Below are 19,716 nucleotides of genomic sequence, written 5' to 3'. Positions count from 1 at the left end.
GCATCCTCTCTTTCGTTTATTCAGCTACTTCCAGCGTAACATCGATATTTCCGGAGGTTGCTTTTGAATACGGGCAGACGCCGTGCGCTTTTTGCACAAGTGCCTGTAATTCTGCTGCACCGACTCCTTTTCCTTTCACCTGCAGCTTCACACCCAGCTTGTAGCCTTGATCCGCTTCATCCTTTAACAGGCTGACATGCGCTGTCACCTCTGTCTCCACTTTCACTCGTTCTGTTCTTGCTACCAGCTGCAATGCGCTGTCAAAGCAAGCTGCGTAACCTGCGGCAAATAGCTGCTCCGGATTTGTCGCTTTTTCTAATTGATTTGCTCTCGGTGTCCCCGGCATTGCGACATCAAGCTCAAGAACGCGATCTGATGATATCACCTTTCCTTCTCTGCCTCCTACCGCTGAAACAGTTGCAGTAAATAATGCTTGACTCATTTTTCATTCCCCCAATTAATTTTATACAATTAAATTGTACACAACTTAATTTACAGTGTCAATTTTCGGTGCACAAAAAAAGCTTATCCCGTTAAGAGATAAGCTCAGCTTGTAGAGAAAACGACGTTTTTTCTACAAGCTTTTTTGTTTTCTACTGTTTCTTTAGTTGTTCAGCGGATTTCAAAAACTGAAAAAGAGCTCCCACATACCTAGCCCTGCTTGGCTAGGTATGTGGCAATCTTCTTCATGTTCTGGCATGCGGCTGTGAGGAGAACTTGTTCACTCACATTCCGTTTTCCCCTCAACCTGCAATAGCGAAGCCCATGCAGCTGTTTTGAATCTGCAAAGCTTCGCTCTATTTTTTCTTTTCTTTTTTTATAGAGGTTTTTTCCTGAAACAGATAAGCGATTTTGTCTGATCTTTTCTTTGTGGTCCTCCCATACATGCCGGGTGATGACCTTTTGGCGGTTCTTTGATCTTGTGCATTGTTCAAGCAATGGGCACGCGGAACAGGTTTCAGGATTTGATTTATATGACCGGTAGCCTTTTCGGTCAGTTGTTGAGTATGTAAGTGTTTGCTGGTTCGGGCAAATGTATCTGTCTTTTTCACTGTCATAATGAAACTTCCATTTTGGAAACAAACCTCTAGTAGGGTGATATCGTCTATGCGCAATAACGCCAAAAATATGGCGGTCGGCTAACCCTTTACAGATCGGAGTCGTTAAATAACCAGAATCAAGAGCGACGGCTTCTACTTCAAAATGAAATCGTGCAATTTGGTGATCTAATCGGCCAAGATAAGGCACAGAATCATGGACATTTCCAGGCGTAACATAGGCGTCGGTGATAATGTTATGTTTCATATCCGTTGTTCGGTGATCTAAGTAAAAGAAACCCTCCGGTTTGTTTTCACGATACATATATCCACTTTCAGGATCAGTTGTACTGTGGCGGATCTCTTTTTCAGCTTTCACCTCCTCTTTGGCTGGTAATGGCTTTTTTCCGTGCTCCTCCCGATCTTCTTGAATGGCTTCATTTAAATCTTTGATATAGTTTTGTGTATCCTGTTCAATCGTTTTTCTTGTGTATTTGTGCTTGTTGGCATTGGCTTTCAGATGAGTTGAATCAGTGAAAAGGACACGTCCGCCCACCATATCATGATTGATGGCCTGAAGAACGATCTCATCAAAAATGTCTTGGAAAATCGTTGTATCTTTAAAGCGTGTACGTCTGTTCCAGCTGATGGTGGAGTGGTGCGGAACTGGGTCATTGATATTCAGGCCCAAAAACCATCTGTACGCCATATTGTAATAAATTTCTTTTTCAAGCTGTCTTTCTGAACGGATACCGTAGAGGTAGCCGATAAACATCATTTTGAATAAAATCAGCGGGTCGAGTGAGGGGCGGCCTTTGTTTTCGCTATAGTAAGGCTTAACCTTTTCAATGATAAAAGAGAAGTCTATGTGTTTATCAATTTTTCGAAGCAAATGATCCTCTTCGACGAGTTGGTCAAGCAGAACAAATTCGGCTGCGTTTTGAGAAGAATTTCTTGTGTGGAACATAAGAAAGACACCATCCTTTTTAGTCTTTCTTTTATTTTATTACACGTGAATGGATATTTTAAGGAAAAATAAAGGCTGTCGAGATTTTCTCGACAGCCTGAGCTTATCCCGTTAAGAGATAAGCTTTTTCACCGAATTCCCCCCCGCTATTCGCGGATTTGCCCTGTTCCTTTAATGATATATTTAGTAGAAGTCAGTGCAGGAAGCCCCATCGGCCCTCTTGCATGTAGCTTCTGCGTGCTGATGCCGATTTCGGCTCCGTATCCAAATTCAAAGCCGTCGGTAAAACGGGTTGACGCATTATGGTAGACAGCGGCAGCATCGACAGCCGTTTGGAAATAAACTGCGTTCTTGTCATCTTCAGTTAAAATCGCTTCTGAATGATTGGTGCCGTATTGTTGGATATGCTTCACAGCTTCTTCGACGTTCGCAACCGTCTTTACGCTGAGGACAGGCGCTAAAAATTCCGTTTCCCAATCTTCTTCGGACGCTTTTTTGCTTGAAGGATGAAGGTCACATACACATTCATCTCCGCGAATGTCAACTCCCGCGTTTTCCAGCTGAGTCAGCAATTCTTTCCCGTGTTTTTCCGCCCACGCCTTGTGAATCAGCAATGATTCAATTGCATTACAGACAGAAGGGCGCTGTGTTTTGGCGTTTACGACAACCTTTTCCGCCATTTGCGGTTTGGCAGTCTCGTCAATGAAAATATGGCAGTTTCCTGCTCCGGTTTCTAACACGGGCACCGTTGATTCTCTCACAACGAGATCGATCAGCTTTTTGCCTCCGCGCGGAATTAATACGTCTAGGCCATCGTTCAGTGTAAAGAGTTCTTTTGCCGTTTCTCTGCTCGTATCCTCAATCAGCTGGACGGCGTCAATTGGAAGCGGAGACTGCTCAAGCGCTCTGTGAATGACATTGACGAGGGCTTTGTTGCTGTGAATGGCTGAGGAGCTCCCCCGCAGGACAACCGCGTTTCCCGTTTTTAAGCAGAGGGTGGCCGCGTCGACTGTTACGTTTGGTCTCGCTTCATAGATCATTCCGACCACACCAAGCGGAACACGGATTTTTTCAATCAGCAGGCCGTTCTCCTTTTCAATCGTTTCAAGAGATTCACCGACTGGATCTGCCAAATCAATTAAAAGCTCTACCGCGTCCGCTATATCAAGAATGCGTTTCTCATCCAATGTCAGGCGATCAATGATATCTGATGTTAAGCCATTGTTCTTTCCATTCTCAATATCTTTCGCATTTTCGGCTAAGAGAAAATCCTTTTCTTGCCGGAGCCCGTTTGCGATAAGACTGAGCGCCTCATTTTTTTCAGACGTTGTTTTCATGATCAGTTCCGCTGCTGCTTCATTTGCCAGTCTCGCTTTTACAGAAACTTCACTCATTTTTCCGCCTCCTAGTCTTTTACATTGACCCAGTCATTCCTGTGGATCACCTCAAACGTTTTCTCAAAATCGAGTTCATCACTGCGTTTGCCTTTGGCCGCCATTATCTCCTCGGAGGAGTAATGTGTTTGGCCTTTTCCGATCACGCCGCCCGGCCCCCGAACTTCTACGACCGCCCCTTTTGGAAAGCTTCCATTTACGCCAACTACGCCAGCAGGCAGCAGGCTGCTTCCGTGATGGATCATCGCCTCCTCGGCACCCGCATCAATCACAATTTCTCCTGCGATCGGTGAGTGGAACTGAATCCACTGTCTCGTGTTGTTAACCGAGGATCGTTCTTTGTCACCGATGTAAGTGCCGTCTCCCTTGCCGTCCAAAATATCCGCAAGCTTTTGCTCTCCGCTTCCTGTTCCAATGAACACTTTCACGCCAAGAGACAGAGCGGTTTGTGCGGCTAACAGCTTTGATTTCATACCGCCGGTGCCGACCTTTGATCCGGCTGAACCCGCATACCCCAGCAATTCAGGCGTGATCTCTGGCAAATCATCAAATCGTTTCGCCTCAGGATGTTCATTCGGATTGGCATCATACAGCCCGTTGATGTCAGTGAGAATCATAAGCTGGTCCGCATGAATCAATCCGCTCACTAACGCAGAAAGCATGTCATTATCACCGAATGTCAATTCTTCAACAGATGTAGAGTCGTTTTCATTGATAATCGGAATGACACCGCGCTCCAGTAATTCCATAATCGTTGCGTACGCGTTTCGATACCGTTCTCTTTTCGAAAAATCATTTCTCGTTAAAAGGATCTGCCCCGGAGTCAGTGCGTATTGTTTGAATTGATTCATATATTGCTGCATTAACAGTGTTTGTCCGACCGCGGCCGCCGCCTGTTTTCCTTTAATGGTAACGGGGCGGGACGGATAACCGAGGCTGGAAAACCCCGCCGCTACGGCTCCCGAGGTAATCAGAATCATTTCATGTCCCGCTTTCTTCAACAGTGAAATGGCTTGAACATGCTCTTTGATTTTCGCCTCATCAATGCTTCCGTTGCTATTCGTGAGCGAACTGCTTCCTATTTTCACTACTATTCTTTGTTTTTTCATTTATTCTCCTCCGCGGCTCTTCGCCAGCCAACTTACAATAAAAAAACCCATTTCATCCTGATTCATAAGGACGAAATGGGTTTCCGTGGTACCACCTTGATTGAACGCACTTATGCGCGCTCCGCTTTCCTGTAACGCCAGGTTATGCGCCTAGGTTTTCCCCCTAAGACTCCAAGGCAGGTTCGGCAGGTTTCATGCGGCAAAATGTTTCAGCGGTTCATTTTGCTCTCTGTCACAGAAAGGTCTGCTTACTAATCCTCTTCAACGCTCAATGATTTTTTTATATTATGCAAAGAAAAAAGTCTCTTGTCAAGTTTTTTATCATCAAAAAGAGCCCGCTTGGCGCGGGCCTTTTGCAGTCTAGTTAAAGACGATTGTTTTATTTTCGTGAACGATGACGCGGTCTTCCAAATGCCATTTCACAGCACGGGCAAGCACGCTGCGTTCAATTGTTCTGCCGATGTTTTTCAGCGCTTCCGTATTGTCACGGTGGTCTACGCGCTCAATATCCTGTTCAATGATCGGCCCTTCGTCAAGATCGTTTGTGACATAGTGGGATGTCGCTCCGATCAATTTCACGCCGCGTTCGTAAGCCCGTTTGTACGGATTCGCACCGATAAAAGCAGGCAGGAATGAATGGTGAATATTAATGATGCGATTCGGATGGGCTGAAACAAAGTCAGGGGTTAAGATTTGCATATAGCGCGCAAGAACGATCGTATCAATCTCATATTGCTCAAGCAGTTCAAGCTGCTTTTTTTCGACTTCCGCTCTGATGTCTTTGTTCGCTTTCATATAATGGAATGGGATATTCAGCCGCTCAACCAGTTCCCTCGCTTCCTCATGGTTGCTGATGACAACAGCGATTTCCGCCATAAGGTTGCCGGTTTGCCATTCCCAAATCAGCTCATGCAGGCAGTGAAGCTCCTTTGATACAAAAATGGCGACACGTTTCAGTTCGCTTGCCAATGTTAAGCTCCATGTCATGTCAAATGTTTCTGCAACAGACGCAAACGCCTCCTGCAGTGTTTCTTTTTTCTCACGAATGCCCTCGCAGTTGAATTCGATTCTCAGGAAAAATCGGCCGCCTTCAGGGTCTGTCGTATATTGGTTGGATTCTATAATATTGGCGCCGTGTTCAAATAAAAACGCGGAAACCGCAGAAACGATACCCGGCTGATCAGGACAGCTGACCAAAAGACGGCCTTTGTCCTCATTTCCGTCGCGGAATTCGTTTAAACGCTGAGTCATATATGATTTCATGAATAATCCCTCTTATCTTTGTAAGTCTAAACTATTTATCCATTATACTGAAGATTTGATAAAAATCAATTTATGACAGAATTTTTAAACCAACCGCTGAGCACAAAATCAAAGCGATAAAGAAGATCCGTTTGGCGTCTTTCGGCTCCTTGTAAAAGAGGATGCCGACAAGCGCCCCGCCTGCGGTGCCAATGCCTGTCCAGACAGCGTAAGCCGTGCCCATCGGAATGGTTTCCATTGCATAAGACAGCAAGGAAAATGAAGCGGCAAAACCAACAATGATCAACAGCACCCATTTCATGCTTTTTTCTTTCGCATATTGATTCATAAGGGCCACGCCGGCCATCTCCAAACAGCCCGCGCACAATAAACTGATCCAGTGCAGCATTATGCCTCGCCTCCTTTTTCTTCTGTCTCATCCTGTGTCACAAGCTTCAATCCGATTACACCAATTAGGAGCACACCGATTAACAAAAGCTTCGGCCATCCAACCGGCTCATGAAACAGAATGATTTCACTCAGCACTGTTCCTGCCGTCCCAAGTCCGGTAAAAACGGCATACACGGTTCCGACAGGCAGACTGTTTGTCGCCTTTATTAAAAGATAAAAACTGACTATGATGCCAACGGCAGTGCCGCTCCATGTTAATGCTGAGTCAGCATGCTTTAAGCCTACCACCCAAACAACCTCGAAAACGGCGGCAAACACGACTAATCCCCATTTCATTTCAAGTCATTCCTTTCTTTCTGGTAAGAATCTCCGAAAACAAAAAAACCCCGGACAGTCGTCTCACATGAGATTGACTCTCCCGGGCTTTTTTCCCTCCGTGTGCATACACGCCTCTATTTACGCGTATGTGTTTTCTCTCGGACCAGTCCATGTCCATTGACATGCGGAACCCTAGAAAACTTTACCTGACATCATGATACTATAACCCGCCTCTTTCTTTCAATTGTAAGATTTTCTTTCATATACCGCGATCGGTTTATTCCATTTTCTGATCGTTCTGCTGTAAAGCATGCCGATGTGCTCCGCCACCCGTATAGACGCTTTATTATCCGGGTCAATCAAAGCCGCCATCTTGCCGAACTGCCGCTCGTTGAAGCCGTAGTCCAGGCAGGCTTGAACCGCTTCTTTCGCATAGCCGTTCCCCCAGTGGCGGCGGGCCAACATATAGCCGATTTCCATGACTGTTTGATTTTCAATCTGTTGGGGAACGATGCCGCATTGCCCCAAAAAGTCTCCCGTCTGTCTATCTTCAGCAATCCACAGACTGACGCCGTACCCTTTTTCATTTCTTTTGTTCCAATTGATCCACTCGCGGGTTTGCCTTTTATCTTTTAAGCCGGAGTAATATTTCATCACATCATGGTCGTTAAAAAGCTTAAGCAAAGAGACATAATCCCGATCTTCCATACAGCGCAAACGAATTCGGTCGGTCACAAGCTTCGTTTTAACGCCCATATCATCCTCTCCTGCTTCCATTCTTTTTTGAGGACTTCAATATGGGCTTGGTGATAGCGGTTATGATCCGCCATAGCCAAATGCCCCACCTTACCGTCGCAGTGTCATCAGCGTAAGTAAGCGGCCGATGCAAATCATTATCGGTTAAGGTGAAACATACCGATTTCAGCTCGTTTACCACATGCTGATGTCCTCTTAGGAGTTCATCTAAACCGGGTTGGTTTTTCGGTTCAGGCAGCTGTCCGTTTTCATCTGTCATCGGGCCGTATGTCCGCTCAATATGATCTGGTATCCGATTTTCCTTGACACACCATATCCACCTGATATCAACATTTGCGATATGGCGCAACAGCTGAGCCGTGCTGTTTTTTGTTTGGCAGCTGCCCTTATAATATAGTTCACCCTGTGTCATGTGACTTACAATAGAAGCCAGACGGAGACTGTTTTCTTCCACTGCGGAATACAGCAGACTGACCGTCGGCGCCATGTCGTTTCTAATACATAAGTCCTTCATGTTCAGCTCCCCCCTTACTAGGTACATTTGACACCAAGAAAAAATTCCCTTTAAAAAAGAAAAAAGCTCCCTTAAATAGAGAGCAGGATCAATTGTTATTTCCCGGTTTATATAAGTAGGGATCATGCTGCGGGCCGTTGGAGGAATTCACATCAAGCGAGATATCGCCATGGGCATTCATCGTGCCTAGTGTGACCGAGGACAGCAGTTTAGGGCTGTACCCTTTTTCCTCAAGCTGCTCAAACAGCCAGGATCGGTTTTTTTGAAGGTATTTCAAATTATGGTCAAGGATTTCGCCATCCAATATGAGTGGGATCGGGATAAAACTCCGTTCAGCTTCCATATTCAAATCCCGCACCTGCACCGCTCTCGCTTCCTCTTTTGGAATGACGCTTACTTCTCCCGTTTCCTCAATGATGGCAAGATCAATGTCAGCCGGATCGGCATAGCCCTTTTCCCTCAGCTTTCCGAGCAGTTCATTAACAGTCAGCCTTTCTTTACGCAGTCCCTGTTCATCAATATCTCCGTTTCGGATTAAGACTGTCGGGCTTACGACAAGCAACCATCTCCATTTATTAGAAAGGGAGAGCTTGGTCATCAGGAGATAAAGCACCAAAAAAGCGCCTGCGTAATAAATGGACATCGGCAGCCTGGATGTAAGAATCGGTTCACTGATAATCGTACCAATCGCGAAGGTCAAAAGCAGATCAAAATTGTTCATTTGTGACACGGCTTTTTTACCGGCAAGCCGAAACAAAATATACGCAATTGAAAATACGATAACTGGCTTCAGCAAAAATGCCCATACCATCCATAACACTGATCCTTACCTCCATCTGCTAGTCATATTGAGCCTATTGTGCCCCGAGGCATATCCTCTATGCATCACCCCTTTTATCCGGTGCCTAAATAGACAACGTGAACAGCAGCAGACATTCGACAGGCTAGCCGGTTTAGAGCGAAAATGGAGAAACAATGAATTGCTGAGAACGATGCAAGAACAACAAAATCCTGTAGAAACGGGCGCTTGTCTGCTCTTCTATCACAAAAAACTCTTCTCAGAAAGGAGAAGAGTTTCATGTATGTGCTCAAACGGATTGCGCCAAACTTAATTGCGGGCCGAACAGCTCGTAATGGATTGACTCCGGCGCTGATCCGAGTTCTGACACAAGCTTATGCATTGCCGTAATAAATGAGGGGGAACCGCAAATATAATAATCCGCGTCTGTATTGGCAATCAGTTCTTTGAGGAACTGCTGATCAATCTGTCCTTCATGAAATTGAAGATCACCTGCTCGGTCTTCCTCAGTCGGCTCACGATACACAAATGCGGTTTTCACAGAAGAATGGGTTGCAGCTTCTTCCACCTCATGGCGCAAAGCGTGGTATTCACTGTTTTTCGCGGCATGAATGAACAGAATCTGCCGTTCAGGCTGCTTAGAAACAGATGTTTTCAGCATGCTGATCATTGGTGTAATACCAACTCCGGCACTGAGCAGAACGAGATCTTTTTGTGATGAAGGATTCAAAACAAAGTCCCCTGCCGGTGCGCTGACCTCTATTGAATCTCCCTCATGCAGCCCATCGTGTAAATACGAAGATACGGTCCCGTCTTTTTTCACTGAGATTCGGTAATGGTCTTTTCCCGGCATATCAGACAGGCTGTATTGACGAATATGCGTATATTCAGAACCAGGAATCCGCACTTTGATGCTGATATACTGTCCTGCTTGAAATTCAGGTAACGGCTTGCCGTCTTCCGGCTTCAAATAGAAGGATATAATTTCTTTGCTTTCCCGCTCTTTTTTCGCAATGACGAATGGCTTATACTCCTTCCAGCCGCCGGCTTGCTCTTCCGCCTGCTCATACATTTCTTTTTCAATTCCGATGAACGCGTCAGCGATTACGCCGTACGCTTTCTCCCATGCCTGGATAATATCAGGTGTCGCGGCGTCTCCCAGAACATCTTTGATCCCAATCAGCAAATATTTGCCGACGATTGGATAATGTTCAGCCTTGATTCCGATACTGCGGTGTTTATGGCCGATTTGTTTGACGACAGGAATAATATTTCCGAGCTGGTCAATATTTGCCGCAGCTGCAATAACGGCATTTGCAAGGGCAGTTCGTTGCGTTTTTTTCTTTTGATTGGTTTGATTAAACATGTTCAGAAGCTCTGGATGATCGTGGAACATCAGATCGTAAAAACGGCCAGTGATTGCTTCTCCATGCTGTTCTAATACGGGTACAGTGCTTTTAATGATTTCGATTGTTTGATTATCTAACATCGCATAAACAATCCTTTCAAAAGATGTATTTAAAATATATCTTTAAGATACACGATCCCGCGAATAAAAGATATATTTCAAATGAATCTTTAATAAATTTGTCACAAAATTATCCATTTAATGTGATAATTGTTGCTTTTTTATAGCATCCCCTAGCAAATACGGACTACCCCCTGTCATGATCACTAGCGGAAAGACGCAAGCACAAAAAAACCCAAAACAACTTGTGTTTTGGGTGTAACGATTACCAAGGTTTTTCAGTTCCAAGCGCATTTGCTAGCGCCTGGCTGTGTTTCTTGCGGTTCTTCCGTTCATTGGCGCGCTGAACAGCTGTATTATGAAGCATCACCTCTTCTTCCGTTTCCGGCACAACTCTCGGAACAGGCATCGGTTTTCCATTTGAATCCAATGCGACAAATGTCAAAAAGGATGTCGCGGCAAGTTCCCGTTCGCCAGTCATCAGATGCTCCTTAATGACTTTCACAAACACCTCCATCGAGGAAGTGCCGACCCATGTCACATATGACTCCAAGCAGACAGACTCCTTTTGGCCGATCGGCTTCAAAAAATCGACTGAGTCCATCGAAGCGGTTACTGTTTCACGTCTGCAATGGCGCGCCGCGGAAATAGAGGCAATGTCATCGATATAACTCATTAATTTTCCGCCAAACAGCGTGTTATGGTTGTTCGTATCAAGCGGGAACACCCTGCTGGTTTTTACAACCTTTGACTCTTTACAAAATCTTGTTTCTGGTGTTTCCATATCTTTCTCCCCTTTGATGTCTGATCGTTTAGCAACATACACTCATATTCTCCTATTAAACAATATTCTCTGCCATTTGTCTAAAATTTAAAATGGTTTGCCTGTCTTCTTTCCAATACGTTTAAGGATTTTGGTGATGGGGAAATAATACCTGTATTCTTCAAACGGTCAGGAGGAGAACCTATGGAAGCATCCATCCCGAAACAACAGCAAAAAACGGTATGCCGAACGGAATACGGCGCACTTGAGAAAGTCATTTTATGCAGGCCGGAGCATATGACGATAAAAGATGTCATAAACGAAACACAAAAACATTTTGAAGAGGACAATATCCATGTAAAAACCGCTACAGATCAGCACAGCCGCTTTATTGAAGCACTCAGGTCTCACAACATCGATGTCATCCTTTTGCCTGTCCGCGAAGGACTCCCCGAGCAGGTCTTTACCCGGGACATAGGATTTGTCATCGGAGAAAAAGCCTTCCTCTCGAGCATGGCGGAACCGATTCGCCAAGGGGAAGAAGCTATAATAAAAGAGTTTTTCCACACTCAAGGCATTCCTTACACCCACATGCTTCATACAAGCATTGAAGGCGGTGACGTCATAATTGATGGCGAAATTGTCTACGTCGGAATCAGCCAGCGCACGAATATGTCAGCCATCGGCCAGCTAAAAAAGGCACTTCCTGGCTATACAGTCGTCCCCGTTCACCTGCATGAAAAATATTTGCATTTGGACTGCGTATTTAACATCATATCTGAAAACGAAGCGTTAATTTATCCTCAAGCCCTTGAGCCAGAGGAAGTTGATATGCTGGCAAAACGTTATGATCTCATTGAAGTGCCCGAGGATGAACAATTTACGCTCGGAACCAACGTCCTTTCCATTGGAAGAAAAACGATTATCAGCCTCCCTTGCAACCGCCATGTCAATCAGCAGTTATTAAATAGAGGCTACCATATCATCGAAATTGACCTGACAGAAATTATCAAATCAGGCGGCTCCTTCAGGTGCTGTACGATGCCGCTGATTCGCGGTGAATGAAGAATCCTCCCCTTTTCTACGTTTTGAACAGCTTATTTTATCAAGATACGTTAATATAGAGGTGACATCATTTTTAAGGGGGCATTCGCATGACAAAGTACATAGGGTATGTCGGAACGTATACAAAAGGCGGAAGTGAAGGAATTTATTCTTTTGAGCTTGATACTGAGAAAAAATCACTCAGTGAGCCAAAGCTTGCCGCTAAACTGGGCAATCCGACGTATGTAACACCGAATAAAAACAACACCATTCTATATTCAATTGAAAAAGCAGACGGCCAAGGCGGAGTTGCTGCCTATCAAATCGATCAAAACAGCGGTGAATTAACATTTCTGAATCATCAGTTAATCGATGGCCCATCGCCATGCCACGTAAGCGTTGATGATCAAAATCAGTTCGTACTGACTGCCAATTATCACAGCGGGAAGGTCCACGCTTTTCCGGTTCAGGAAGACGGAAGCTTGCAATCACCTGCTTCAGAAGCCGCCCACACAGGAAAAGGGCCGCACGAAAGACAGGAAAAACCGCATACACACTACGCTGGATTCACACCTGAACACAACTATGTTGTAGCGGTTGACTTAGGAACTGATAAACTGTACACCTATAAGCTGAAGGACGGCGGATTCACTGAATCCGGAAGCCATGCCTTCGCTCCCGGCGCAGGACCTCGCCATATCGCTTTTCATCCGAAAGAAAAATACGCTTATGTGATGACAGAATTAAGCAATGAAGTGATTGCGCTTGAATACAATCCGACAGCCGGAGAATTTAGAGAAATCCAGGTTGTCTCTGCCATTCCTGATGATTTTACGGATAACAGCCAGGGAAGCGCCATTCATGTCACACAGGACGGACGTTTTGTTTATGTCGCAAACAGAGGCCATGACAGTATCGCTGTCTTTGAAGTGAATCAATATTCAGGCGAGCTGGCTTTTGTGGAAAGAGTTTCGACAGAAGGAAACTGGCCTCGTGATTTCGTCCTTGATCCAACAGAAGCGTTCCTTGTTGCTTCAAATGAAGAAACAGGCAACCTTGTCCTATTTGAAAGAGACAAAGAAACCGGCCGATTGACAGTGCTTTCTTCAACTGTTTCCGTCCCTTACCCGGTTTGTGTAAAGTTTTTACATCAAGTATAAACAAATGGAGTGGCTCTAGTAAAAAGGAGCCACTCTTTTTATTTATCTCACTTTTTCCTTCGTTTCAGCATTTCGATACAAATGGCAAGCGACAAATCGGCCTGCTTCAATTTCCTGAAGCTGGGGACGGGATTCCCCGCATTCAGGCATCGCCTCCGGACAGCGTGTCCGAAACACGCAGCCGCTCGGCGGATTGACCGGGCTCGGCAGCTCCCCTTTTAAGAGGATGCGCTCGCGCTTATCCTCCAATTCAGGGTCCGGAATCGGAATCGAGGACAAAAGCGCCTTTGTATAAGGATGCAGCGGTTCGCGATACAAGGTGCCGCTCTCTGTAATTTCCATCATGTGCCCTAAGTACATCACACCGATCCTGTCGCTGATATGCTTCACCATCGAAAGATCATGGGCAATAAATAAAAACGTAATCCCTTTCTCTTTCTGAAGTTGCTTCAGCAGGTTGACCACCTGCGCCTGAACCGAGACATCAAGTGCAGAAATCGGTTCGTCCGCCACAATACATTCAGGGTTCAGCGACAGTGCTCTGGCAATCCCGATTCTTTGTCTCTGCCCGCCGCTGAATTCATGAGGATAGCGGCTGCCAAAGTCCGGGTGAAGCCCCACTGCCTCAAGCAGCTCGTCCACAATGAGAAGCCGCGCTTTATGGGTATTGTATAGATTGTGAATCTCCATCGGCTCCAAAATGATTTCTCTGACGGTCATGCGCGGGTTTAATGAAGCATAAGGATCCTGGAAAATCATCTGCAGCTTGCGGTTGAAAGCAAACTGCTCTTTCTCACTCAGTGAGTGGAGGTTTGTGGCGCGGTATTTCACACTTCCTTCCGTTGGCTGATACAGGCGCATCAGCACTCTCCCCAAGGTTGATTTTCCGCACCCTGATTCACCGACTAGCCCGAATGTTTCTCCCTCAAGAATCTGAAAGGTAACCCCGTCGACGGCTTTGACCGTCCGTTTTTTCCCTGCGTCAAAGTGCATTTTCAGCTGGCTGACCTCTAACAAAGGCAGTGGCGTCATTTGTCTCCCTCCTTCTCTGAAAAACAGCGGCGGACCGCACCAAGTTCTTTTTCATAGATGGTCTCTTTCAACGTGAGGATTTCGATTGATTTCCCTGTCTTTGGAGAATGAAGCATTTTCCCGCCGCCGACGGACAGACCGACATGATGAATCGCTCCTTTTCCTTCCCCATCAGCAAAAAACAGCAGATCACCGGCTTTCATAGCATCAAGCGGGATGTCCTTCCCCGCCTTTGCCTGATCTCCCGCATCACGAGGGATGCTGTATCCATTGGCTTTACATATACTGTACATAAACCCTGAGCAATCAAATCCAAATCCGCTGATCCCTCCCCACAGGTAGGGCAGTCCGAGAAAAAACATCCCCGTTTGAATGATGTCTTCAACAGTCCCTTTCTGTTCGCGAACATGCGCTGCGTCCGTTTGCTTCACAAATCTTTCCCCCAAAGGTGTTGAAACCTTAAGATATCCGTTTTCTTCTGCAATAAAGGGCAGGAGCGTTAAAAAGCTTAATTCAATTTCCTTTTCGCCATTACTTTTATATAAAAAGGCAGCAGGTTTGCTGATCATCACATCGCTTTGCGTCTGAATGAGGCTTATTTTTTTCAGCTGGTTCTTTCTCATCCAGCCCGGATATCCGCGCGGATCCTTTCGGGATGGCTGGCTCGGCACGATCACAGAAACCCATTCGCCCTGTTCTCCTGTCACCAATACCTTTTCGCCAAAGAGAACCTGGGTCTGGATCACATTGTCTGTACATAATCCAAGCCTGTCATCATACGTCATGCGCTCCAGCCAGTCTCTGATCATTACAGTCGGACGAAGCATCACTTGGTCAGCAGGACGCGGCGAATCAGGCGAGGTCCAAATGTTGGCCACTGCTGATATGACAGTATGCATCATGGTTTTATTTCCCCTTTCTATAGCGCAGCTCCGGTGATACCGAGACCCGGTCTGTCAGGCATCGTAATTTTGCTGTTGCTGTATGTGATGCCGCCTTTGATGACATCTGTTTTCAGCATCAGCGGCGCGTCAAAATCAAAGCGTGTGATATTTCTTTTGCTTGCGGCGAAATGCGCCGCGGCCGTAATGCCCAGCTTCGTTTCGATCATGCTGCCGACCATGCACTCCACTCCGCACACCTCGGCCATGGCATTGATTCTCTCTGCTCCGCTGATGCCGCCCGCTTTCATCAATTTAATATTAAGTAAGTCAGCGCTCCGGGTTTGAAGAATGTCGAACGCCTGCCGCGGCGTAAACACACTTTCATCAGCCATAATCAGTGTATCTGTCGCATCTGTCACCTTTTTAAGCCCAGCGAGATCGTCTTTATGGACAGGTTGCTCGACAAGCTCAATGCCAAGACCTGCATCCTCCATTTTCCGAATGGCTGTTATCGCTTCCTTCGGCGTCCACCCCTGGTTGGCGTCTAATCGAAGTTTCACGGCTGGGCCGACACGTTTTCTGATTTCCTGGATTCGGGTGATATCTGTTGCAATATCATCTTTGCCGACTTTTATTTTCAGCGTTTGAAAGCCTTGTTTGAGATATTGCTCAGCATCAGCTGCCATCTCTTCAGGCGGGTTGACACTGACGGTATAGTCCGTTTCCAGCGTATCTCGGTATCCGCCGAGCAATTGGTAAAGCGGCAGTCCGCACATTTGCGCCCAGCCGTCGTATACCGCCATCTCCACAGCCGCCTTCGCGCTCTGGTTTCCTGTGAGGAGATGCTGAATGTCGTGAAAAATGGCCTCACAGCCGGACAGGCTTTTTCCAACTAGTGCCGGCTTCAAGACATTGTGAATCGCACTTTCAATGCCTTCCATGCTGTCTCCTGTAATCACCATCGTCGGAGGCGCCTCCCCCCATCCGATAGCGCCGTTGTCATAAGTGATCCTTACAATGACCGATTCAGCTGTATGCACAGTGCGAAGCGCGGTTTTAAACGGCTTTGTCAGCGGTACGGCGATTCGGGTTGTTTCGATTCGCGTGATTTTCATGTCTTCAGCGCCCCTTCTGAAACGCCCGCCTCGATCACGACTGTTTTTTGTTCTGTATTCATAGCAGCTTGCGCACCGATCGGTACGGCGAAACTCGGTGAGCAGTGGCCGATTTTACATCCTCTCAGAGCAGGCTTGCCTGCCGAAACAATATAGTCTTCAAGCACCTGCTCAAGCGAGAGGGACTTCTCCCTCTTCACCGGGACACAGTTATGAAAATCACAAACAAGAATTCCGGCTGCATCGGTCAGCTTTCCTGCCATTTTCAGCTGATTCAGCATCCGGTCGATTTGATACGGCTCCTCGTCTATATCTTCAATAAACAGAAGTTTGCCTCTCGTATCAATTTCAAACGGCGTACCCAGCGTAGACGTCAGCAAAGAGAGGTTTCCTCCGACAAGCTCGCCTTCCGCTTTCCCCGGAACAAGCACGGTTAGCGGAGAAAGCTCTTCAGTATAGGTGAATTCCGTCTCTTGGAATAGCTGCTCATACGACGCTTTTGTCAGCGGGTGAACGTCGTCGAGGCCAATATCTGAGCTGAGCATCGGGCCATGGAAGGTGACAAGGCCTGTGTTTTGATGGATGGCAGTATGTAAAAACGTAATATCGCTGTACCCCCAAAAGATTTTAGGATGTTTGCGGATTAAGCTGAAATCAATGCCGGCGGCGATACGTCCTGTCCCAAACCCCCCGCATGCGCACAGCACGGCTTTTACCTCCTCGTCTCTGAACATCTCATGGAGATCAGCCAGCCGCTCATCATCCTGTCCCGCTAGATAACCGTGCTGGTTTTTTAGCGCCTTGCCCAATTTCACCTTTATACCTAGCTCTTTTAAAAATAAAAGCGCGGTGTCAAGCTTTTTTGGATCCGGGGGGCTTGCGGGCGCGATTACTCCGACTGCATCACCCTTTTTCAGCGCTTTCGGCTTGTGATTCAACTGAATCGCTCCTTTCATTTGCTCTGCACCCTACGTATACGTGCAAGAATGAGAAAAAATACCGCTTCTTCGCCATAAAGAAGCAGTATTTCTCAATTGCCGGCGTCAGTTTTTATCGGCCCATTTTAAATCGATATAGCCGACAGGATGCCGGACGATTCCCTTCACATGTTCGTTTTGAAGATTGACCTGGTTATAGAAATAAACCGGTATGATCGGCGCTTCATTGACCAACAGCTTTTCCGCTTGATGCATGAGGGAAAAACGCGTTTTTTCATCGGCTTCATGTTTCGCTTGCTTGATCAGCTGATCATATTCTTTATTGGCCCAGCCTGTGCGGTTCATCGAATTTCCTGTTTGGAAGGCTTCCAGAAAACTAATAGGGTCGGCGTAATCAGGCAAAAATGAGCTTTGAGAGAATTGGAATTTTAGCGCTTTTTGGTCTTCTAAAAATACGTTCCATTCCATATTGGCCAGCTTCACATCGACTCCAAGGGTATGTTTCAATTTTTGCTGGATCGCCTCGGCAATCTTTTTATGCTCGGGCTTTGTGCTGTAAGTGAGAGTGATCGCAGGAAGCTTATCATAGTTTTCTTCCTTCATGCCCTTTTCCAGCAGCTGCTTCGCTTTGTTTTCGTTTGGTGTGAGCAGGTCTCCTCCCGCTTCACGGAAATCCTTGCCGTCAGGCTGCGTAAACCCGGGCGATACAAAAGCATGCGCCGGCTTTTCATTGTTTTTCGTGACGTACTTTACAATTTCCTCCTGATCGACAGCCAGCGCAAAGGCTTTTCTGATGTTTTCATTTTGGAAGGGCTCCATGTTCACATTAAATCGGTAAAAATAAAGGCCCGCCTGGCTGGCAATGCTCACGTTTTCCTGATCCATCAGCTGGCCGCTCAGCTCAGCAGGGACATAAGCGGTATCCAGTTCCCCAGACTGAAACATCTGGTAATCTGTATTTCTGTCACTGACCATCGCCCATTTCACCTTATCAAGCTTCACGGTATCTTGATCCCAATACGTGTCGCTTTTCTCCATTGTGATGCTGTTATCATGCTTCCATTCCGTCAGCTTAAACGGACCGTTCCCGACAAATGTATCCGCCTCAGCAAACCACTTTGGATGTTTTTTATCGACCTTTTCGTTTACTGGAAAATACGCCGGATTGGACACGACGCTGAGAAAATATTTTTGCGGTGCTTCAAGCGTTACTTCAAGGGTTCGATCATCCTTTGCCGTCACCTTCACATCCTCTTTTTTCCCTTTCCCGCTGTTATACGCTTCACCGCCTTCAATAAAATAGCCTAGAAACGCGGAGGAAGCCCCTTTTTTCGGATCAAGCATCCGTTTCCACGCGTATTCAAAGTCTCCAGCCGTTACCGGATCTCCGTTTGTCCATTTCGCATTGTCCCGTATCGTAAATGTGTAGGTTTTTTTATCTTTTGACACAGACCACTTTTCCGCCATTGCCGGTTCAGGCTCATGATCTTTCCCGAGGCGCGTCAGCCCCTCCATGATGTTATTCAACGGCTGCCACGATACATTATTAAAACCGATCGGCGGATCGAATGAAGTCGGTTCATTCTCGTTATTTACATACAGCACTTTTTCTCCGCTTGTTTTTGCTTTGTCATGACCGCTTTCTTTTCCGGCCTGTTCGTTTGCTGTACATCCCAACAACGCAAATGAAAGCCCTAATGCAAGACTCATTCCCCAAAGCTTTTTCACTCGTTTCATTCTCTTCCCCCTTTTCATGATCAATCCTTCGCGTCGCCGTACAGCACCGCATGCTCAGCCCGTTGATCCTGCAGCCAGCAGTTGACGGTGTGCGTGTCAGACCTGATCGTCTGGCCCGGGTATACCCTGTCACACACGATCATCCTGTTCGGACAGCGGGCGGCAAACGGGCAGCCTGGCGGAGGTGAAAATAAATCCGGCGGCGTCCCGTCAATTGGAATCAGCTCCGCGCCCTCCGTATCCAACCGCGGGACAGAGTTCAGCAGCCCTTTCGTATAAGGATGCTGAGGCTGATAAAAAATATCTTTTCTCGTGCCGATTTCCGCTATTTTGCCGGCATACATCACTGCGACTCTGTCGGCAACTTGGGCAACGACCCCTAAATCGTGTGTAATCAGAATGACAGACACATTCGTTTTTCTCTGAATCTCTTTAAACAGCTCCAAAATCTGTGCCTGAATGGTCACGTCAAGAGCGGTGGTCGGTTCATCTGCGATTAAAATATCAGGCTCGCAAATGAGCGCCATCGCAATGACGATCCGCTGTCTCATGCCGCCGCTGAATTGGTGCGGATACTGTTTGAGACGCTCTTCGGGATCGGGAATGCCGACCATTGACAGCATGGAAAGCACATCTTCCCTCGCCGCTTTTTTGCTCATGTTTTTATGGCGCAGAAGTGCTTCCCCCAGCTGGTCTCCGATCGTCAGCGTCGGGTTTAACGCCGTCATCGGGTCTTGAAAAATCATAGAAATGTCGGCTCCCCTTATGCTTCTCATATCTTTGTCAGAGAGACGGCAAAGGTCTTTCCCCTTAAATAAAATGCTGCCGTCCGTCACCTTCGCTGAGTAGGACGGAAGCAGGCCCATGATGCTTTGGGAGGTAACGCTTTTGCCGCAGCCGGATTCGCCGACGATTGCAAAGGTTTCACCTTGATACAAATCAAAGCTGACCCCTCTGACCGCCTCAACCGTCCCGCCGTAAGTCGTAAAAGAAACGTGCAGATGTTTGACTGACAGAACTTTTTCCAT

Annotated in this window: 19 protein-coding genes, 2 pseudogenes and 1 riboswitch; of the genes and pseudogenes, 3 read left to right on the top strand and 18 right to left on the bottom strand. The window is 46.6% G+C overall.

Annotation, left to right across the window (positions count from 1 at the left end):
* Positions 1-16: 16 nt before the first annotated feature.
* The 10 genes and pseudogenes from M1D98_RS06945 to M1D98_RS06900 all read right to left on the bottom strand — a co-directional run bounded on the left by M1D98_RS06945 (position 17) and on the right by M1D98_RS06900 (position 8,568).
* Positions 17-442 (bottom strand): organic hydroperoxide resistance protein, encoded by a 426-nt coding sequence (locus tag M1D98_RS06945; protein ID WP_010330464.1) that lies wholly within the window; start codon positions 440-442, stop codon positions 17-19.
* 209 nt (positions 443-651) lie between these two features.
* A complete protein-coding gene (locus M1D98_RS06940; RefSeq protein ID WP_456280145.1) occupies positions 652-2,004 on the bottom strand; it encodes an IS1182 family transposase in 1,353 nt (450 codons plus the stop codon).
* 146 nt (positions 2,005-2,150) lie between these two features.
* Positions 2,151-3,398: a glutamate-5-semialdehyde dehydrogenase gene (gene proA, locus M1D98_RS06935; RefSeq protein ID WP_121642419.1), complete on the bottom strand. Its 1,248-nt coding sequence runs from the start codon at positions 3,396-3,398 to the stop codon at positions 2,151-2,153.
* Positions 3,399-3,409: 11 nt separating this feature from the next.
* On the bottom strand, positions 3,410-4,507 hold the full coding sequence (gene proB / locus M1D98_RS06930) for a glutamate 5-kinase (RefSeq protein ID WP_121642418.1): 1,098 nt from the start codon (positions 4,505-4,507) through the stop codon (positions 3,410-3,412).
* A gap of 360 nt (positions 4,508-4,867) precedes the next feature.
* On the bottom strand, positions 4,868-5,770 hold the full coding sequence (gene purU, locus M1D98_RS06925) for a formyltetrahydrofolate deformylase (protein ID WP_010330461.1): 903 nt from the start codon (positions 5,768-5,770) through the stop codon (positions 4,868-4,870).
* Positions 5,771-5,840: 70 nt separating this feature from the next.
* The gene (gene ykkD, locus M1D98_RS06920; RefSeq protein WP_010330460.1) at positions 5,841-6,158 is read right to left on the bottom strand and encodes a multidrug efflux SMR transporter subunit YkkD; all 318 of its coding nucleotides are present in this window, start codon (positions 6,156-6,158) and stop codon (positions 5,841-5,843) included.
* Positions 6,158-6,496: a multidrug efflux SMR transporter subunit YkkC gene (gene ykkC, locus M1D98_RS06915; RefSeq protein WP_121642416.1), complete on the bottom strand. Its 339-nt coding sequence runs from the start codon at positions 6,494-6,496 to the stop codon at positions 6,158-6,160. The genes ykkD and ykkC overlap by 1 nt, the downstream gene beginning before the upstream one ends.
* A 77-nt stretch (positions 6,497-6,573) precedes the next feature.
* A riboswitch (guanidine-I (ykkC/yxkD leader) is annotated at positions 6,574-6,685 on the bottom strand.
* A gap of 33 nt (positions 6,686-6,718) precedes the next feature.
* Entirely contained in the window at positions 6,719-7,234 is a 516-nt protein-coding gene (locus M1D98_RS06910; RefSeq protein ID WP_121642415.1) for a GNAT family N-acetyltransferase, read from the bottom strand.
* Positions 7,210-7,748: pseudogene (locus M1D98_RS06905) on the bottom strand (DinB family protein). The gene M1D98_RS06910 and the pseudogene M1D98_RS06905 overlap by 25 nt, the downstream one beginning before the upstream one ends.
* 88 nt (positions 7,749-7,836) lie before the next feature.
* Positions 7,837-8,568, bottom strand: a complete 732-nt coding sequence (locus M1D98_RS06900) for a DUF421 domain-containing protein (RefSeq protein WP_456280144.1) — start codon at positions 8,566-8,568, stop codon at positions 7,837-7,839.
* 103 nt (positions 8,569-8,671) lie between these two features.
* Here M1D98_RS06900 and M1D98_RS06895 point away from each other — a divergent pair.
* Positions 8,672-8,770 (top strand): annotated as a pseudogene (locus M1D98_RS06895) (hypothetical protein); the annotation flags it as partial.
* Between the two features lie 66 nt (positions 8,771-8,836).
* Here the strand turns inward: M1D98_RS06895 and hmpA are convergent.
* On the bottom strand, positions 8,837-10,036 hold the full coding sequence (gene hmpA / locus M1D98_RS06890) for an NO-inducible flavohemoprotein (protein WP_456280143.1): 1,200 nt from the start codon (positions 10,034-10,036) through the stop codon (positions 8,837-8,839).
* A gap of 244 nt (positions 10,037-10,280) precedes the next feature.
* Complete coding sequence (locus tag M1D98_RS06885) at positions 10,281-10,799, bottom strand: acyl-CoA thioesterase (RefSeq protein WP_010330454.1); 519 nt, start codon at positions 10,797-10,799, stop codon at positions 10,281-10,283.
* A gap of 183 nt (positions 10,800-10,982) precedes the next feature.
* Between M1D98_RS06885 and M1D98_RS06880 the strand changes: the two genes are divergently transcribed.
* The gene (locus M1D98_RS06880) at positions 10,983-11,843 is read left to right on the top strand and encodes an arginine deiminase family protein (RefSeq protein ID WP_435576889.1); all 861 of its coding nucleotides are present in this window, start codon (positions 10,983-10,985) and stop codon (positions 11,841-11,843) included.
* An 89-nt stretch (positions 11,844-11,932) separates the two neighbouring features.
* Positions 11,933-12,982 (top strand): 6-phosphogluconolactonase, encoded by a 1,050-nt coding sequence (pgl, locus tag M1D98_RS06875; RefSeq protein ID WP_121642412.1) that lies wholly within the window; start codon positions 11,933-11,935, stop codon positions 12,980-12,982.
* 42 nt (positions 12,983-13,024) lie between these two features.
* On the opposite strand, the gene M1D98_RS06870 is transcribed toward pgl, so the two are convergent.
* From M1D98_RS06870 to M1D98_RS06845, 6 genes are all read right to left on the bottom strand, one after another.
* Positions 13,025-14,014: an ABC transporter ATP-binding protein gene (locus M1D98_RS06870; protein WP_456280142.1), complete on the bottom strand. Its 990-nt coding sequence runs from the start codon at positions 14,012-14,014 to the stop codon at positions 13,025-13,027.
* A complete protein-coding gene (locus tag M1D98_RS06865) occupies positions 14,011-14,916 on the bottom strand; it encodes a C40 family peptidase (protein WP_456280141.1) in 906 nt (301 codons plus the stop codon). The genes M1D98_RS06870 and M1D98_RS06865 overlap by 4 nt, the downstream gene beginning before the upstream one ends.
* Positions 14,917-14,933: 17 nt before the next feature.
* Positions 14,934-16,013 (bottom strand): L-Ala-D/L-Glu epimerase, encoded by a 1,080-nt coding sequence (gene ykfB / locus M1D98_RS06860; protein ID WP_010330449.1) that lies wholly within the window; start codon positions 16,011-16,013, stop codon positions 14,934-14,936.
* The gene (locus tag M1D98_RS06855) at positions 16,010-16,969 is read right to left on the bottom strand and encodes a S66 peptidase family protein (protein WP_456280140.1); all 960 of its coding nucleotides are present in this window, start codon (positions 16,967-16,969) and stop codon (positions 16,010-16,012) included. Before M1D98_RS06855 ends, ykfB begins: the two co-directional genes overlap by 4 nt.
* Before the next feature lie 87 nt (positions 16,970-17,056).
* Positions 17,057-18,706, bottom strand: a complete 1,650-nt coding sequence (gene dppE / locus M1D98_RS06850) for a dipeptide ABC transporter substrate-binding protein DppE (protein WP_456280139.1) — start codon at positions 18,704-18,706, stop codon at positions 17,057-17,059.
* 2 nt (positions 18,707-18,708) lie between these two features.
* The gene (locus M1D98_RS06845; RefSeq protein ID WP_456280138.1) at positions 18,709-19,716 is read right to left on the bottom strand and encodes an ABC transporter ATP-binding protein; all 1,008 of its coding nucleotides are present in this window, start codon (positions 19,714-19,716) and stop codon (positions 18,709-18,711) included.

This window comes from Bacillus sp. K7 (assembly GCF_053903245.1).
The sequence above is the reverse complement of the archived record's forward strand: the minus strand, read 5'-3'. Positions and strand labels throughout refer to the sequence as shown.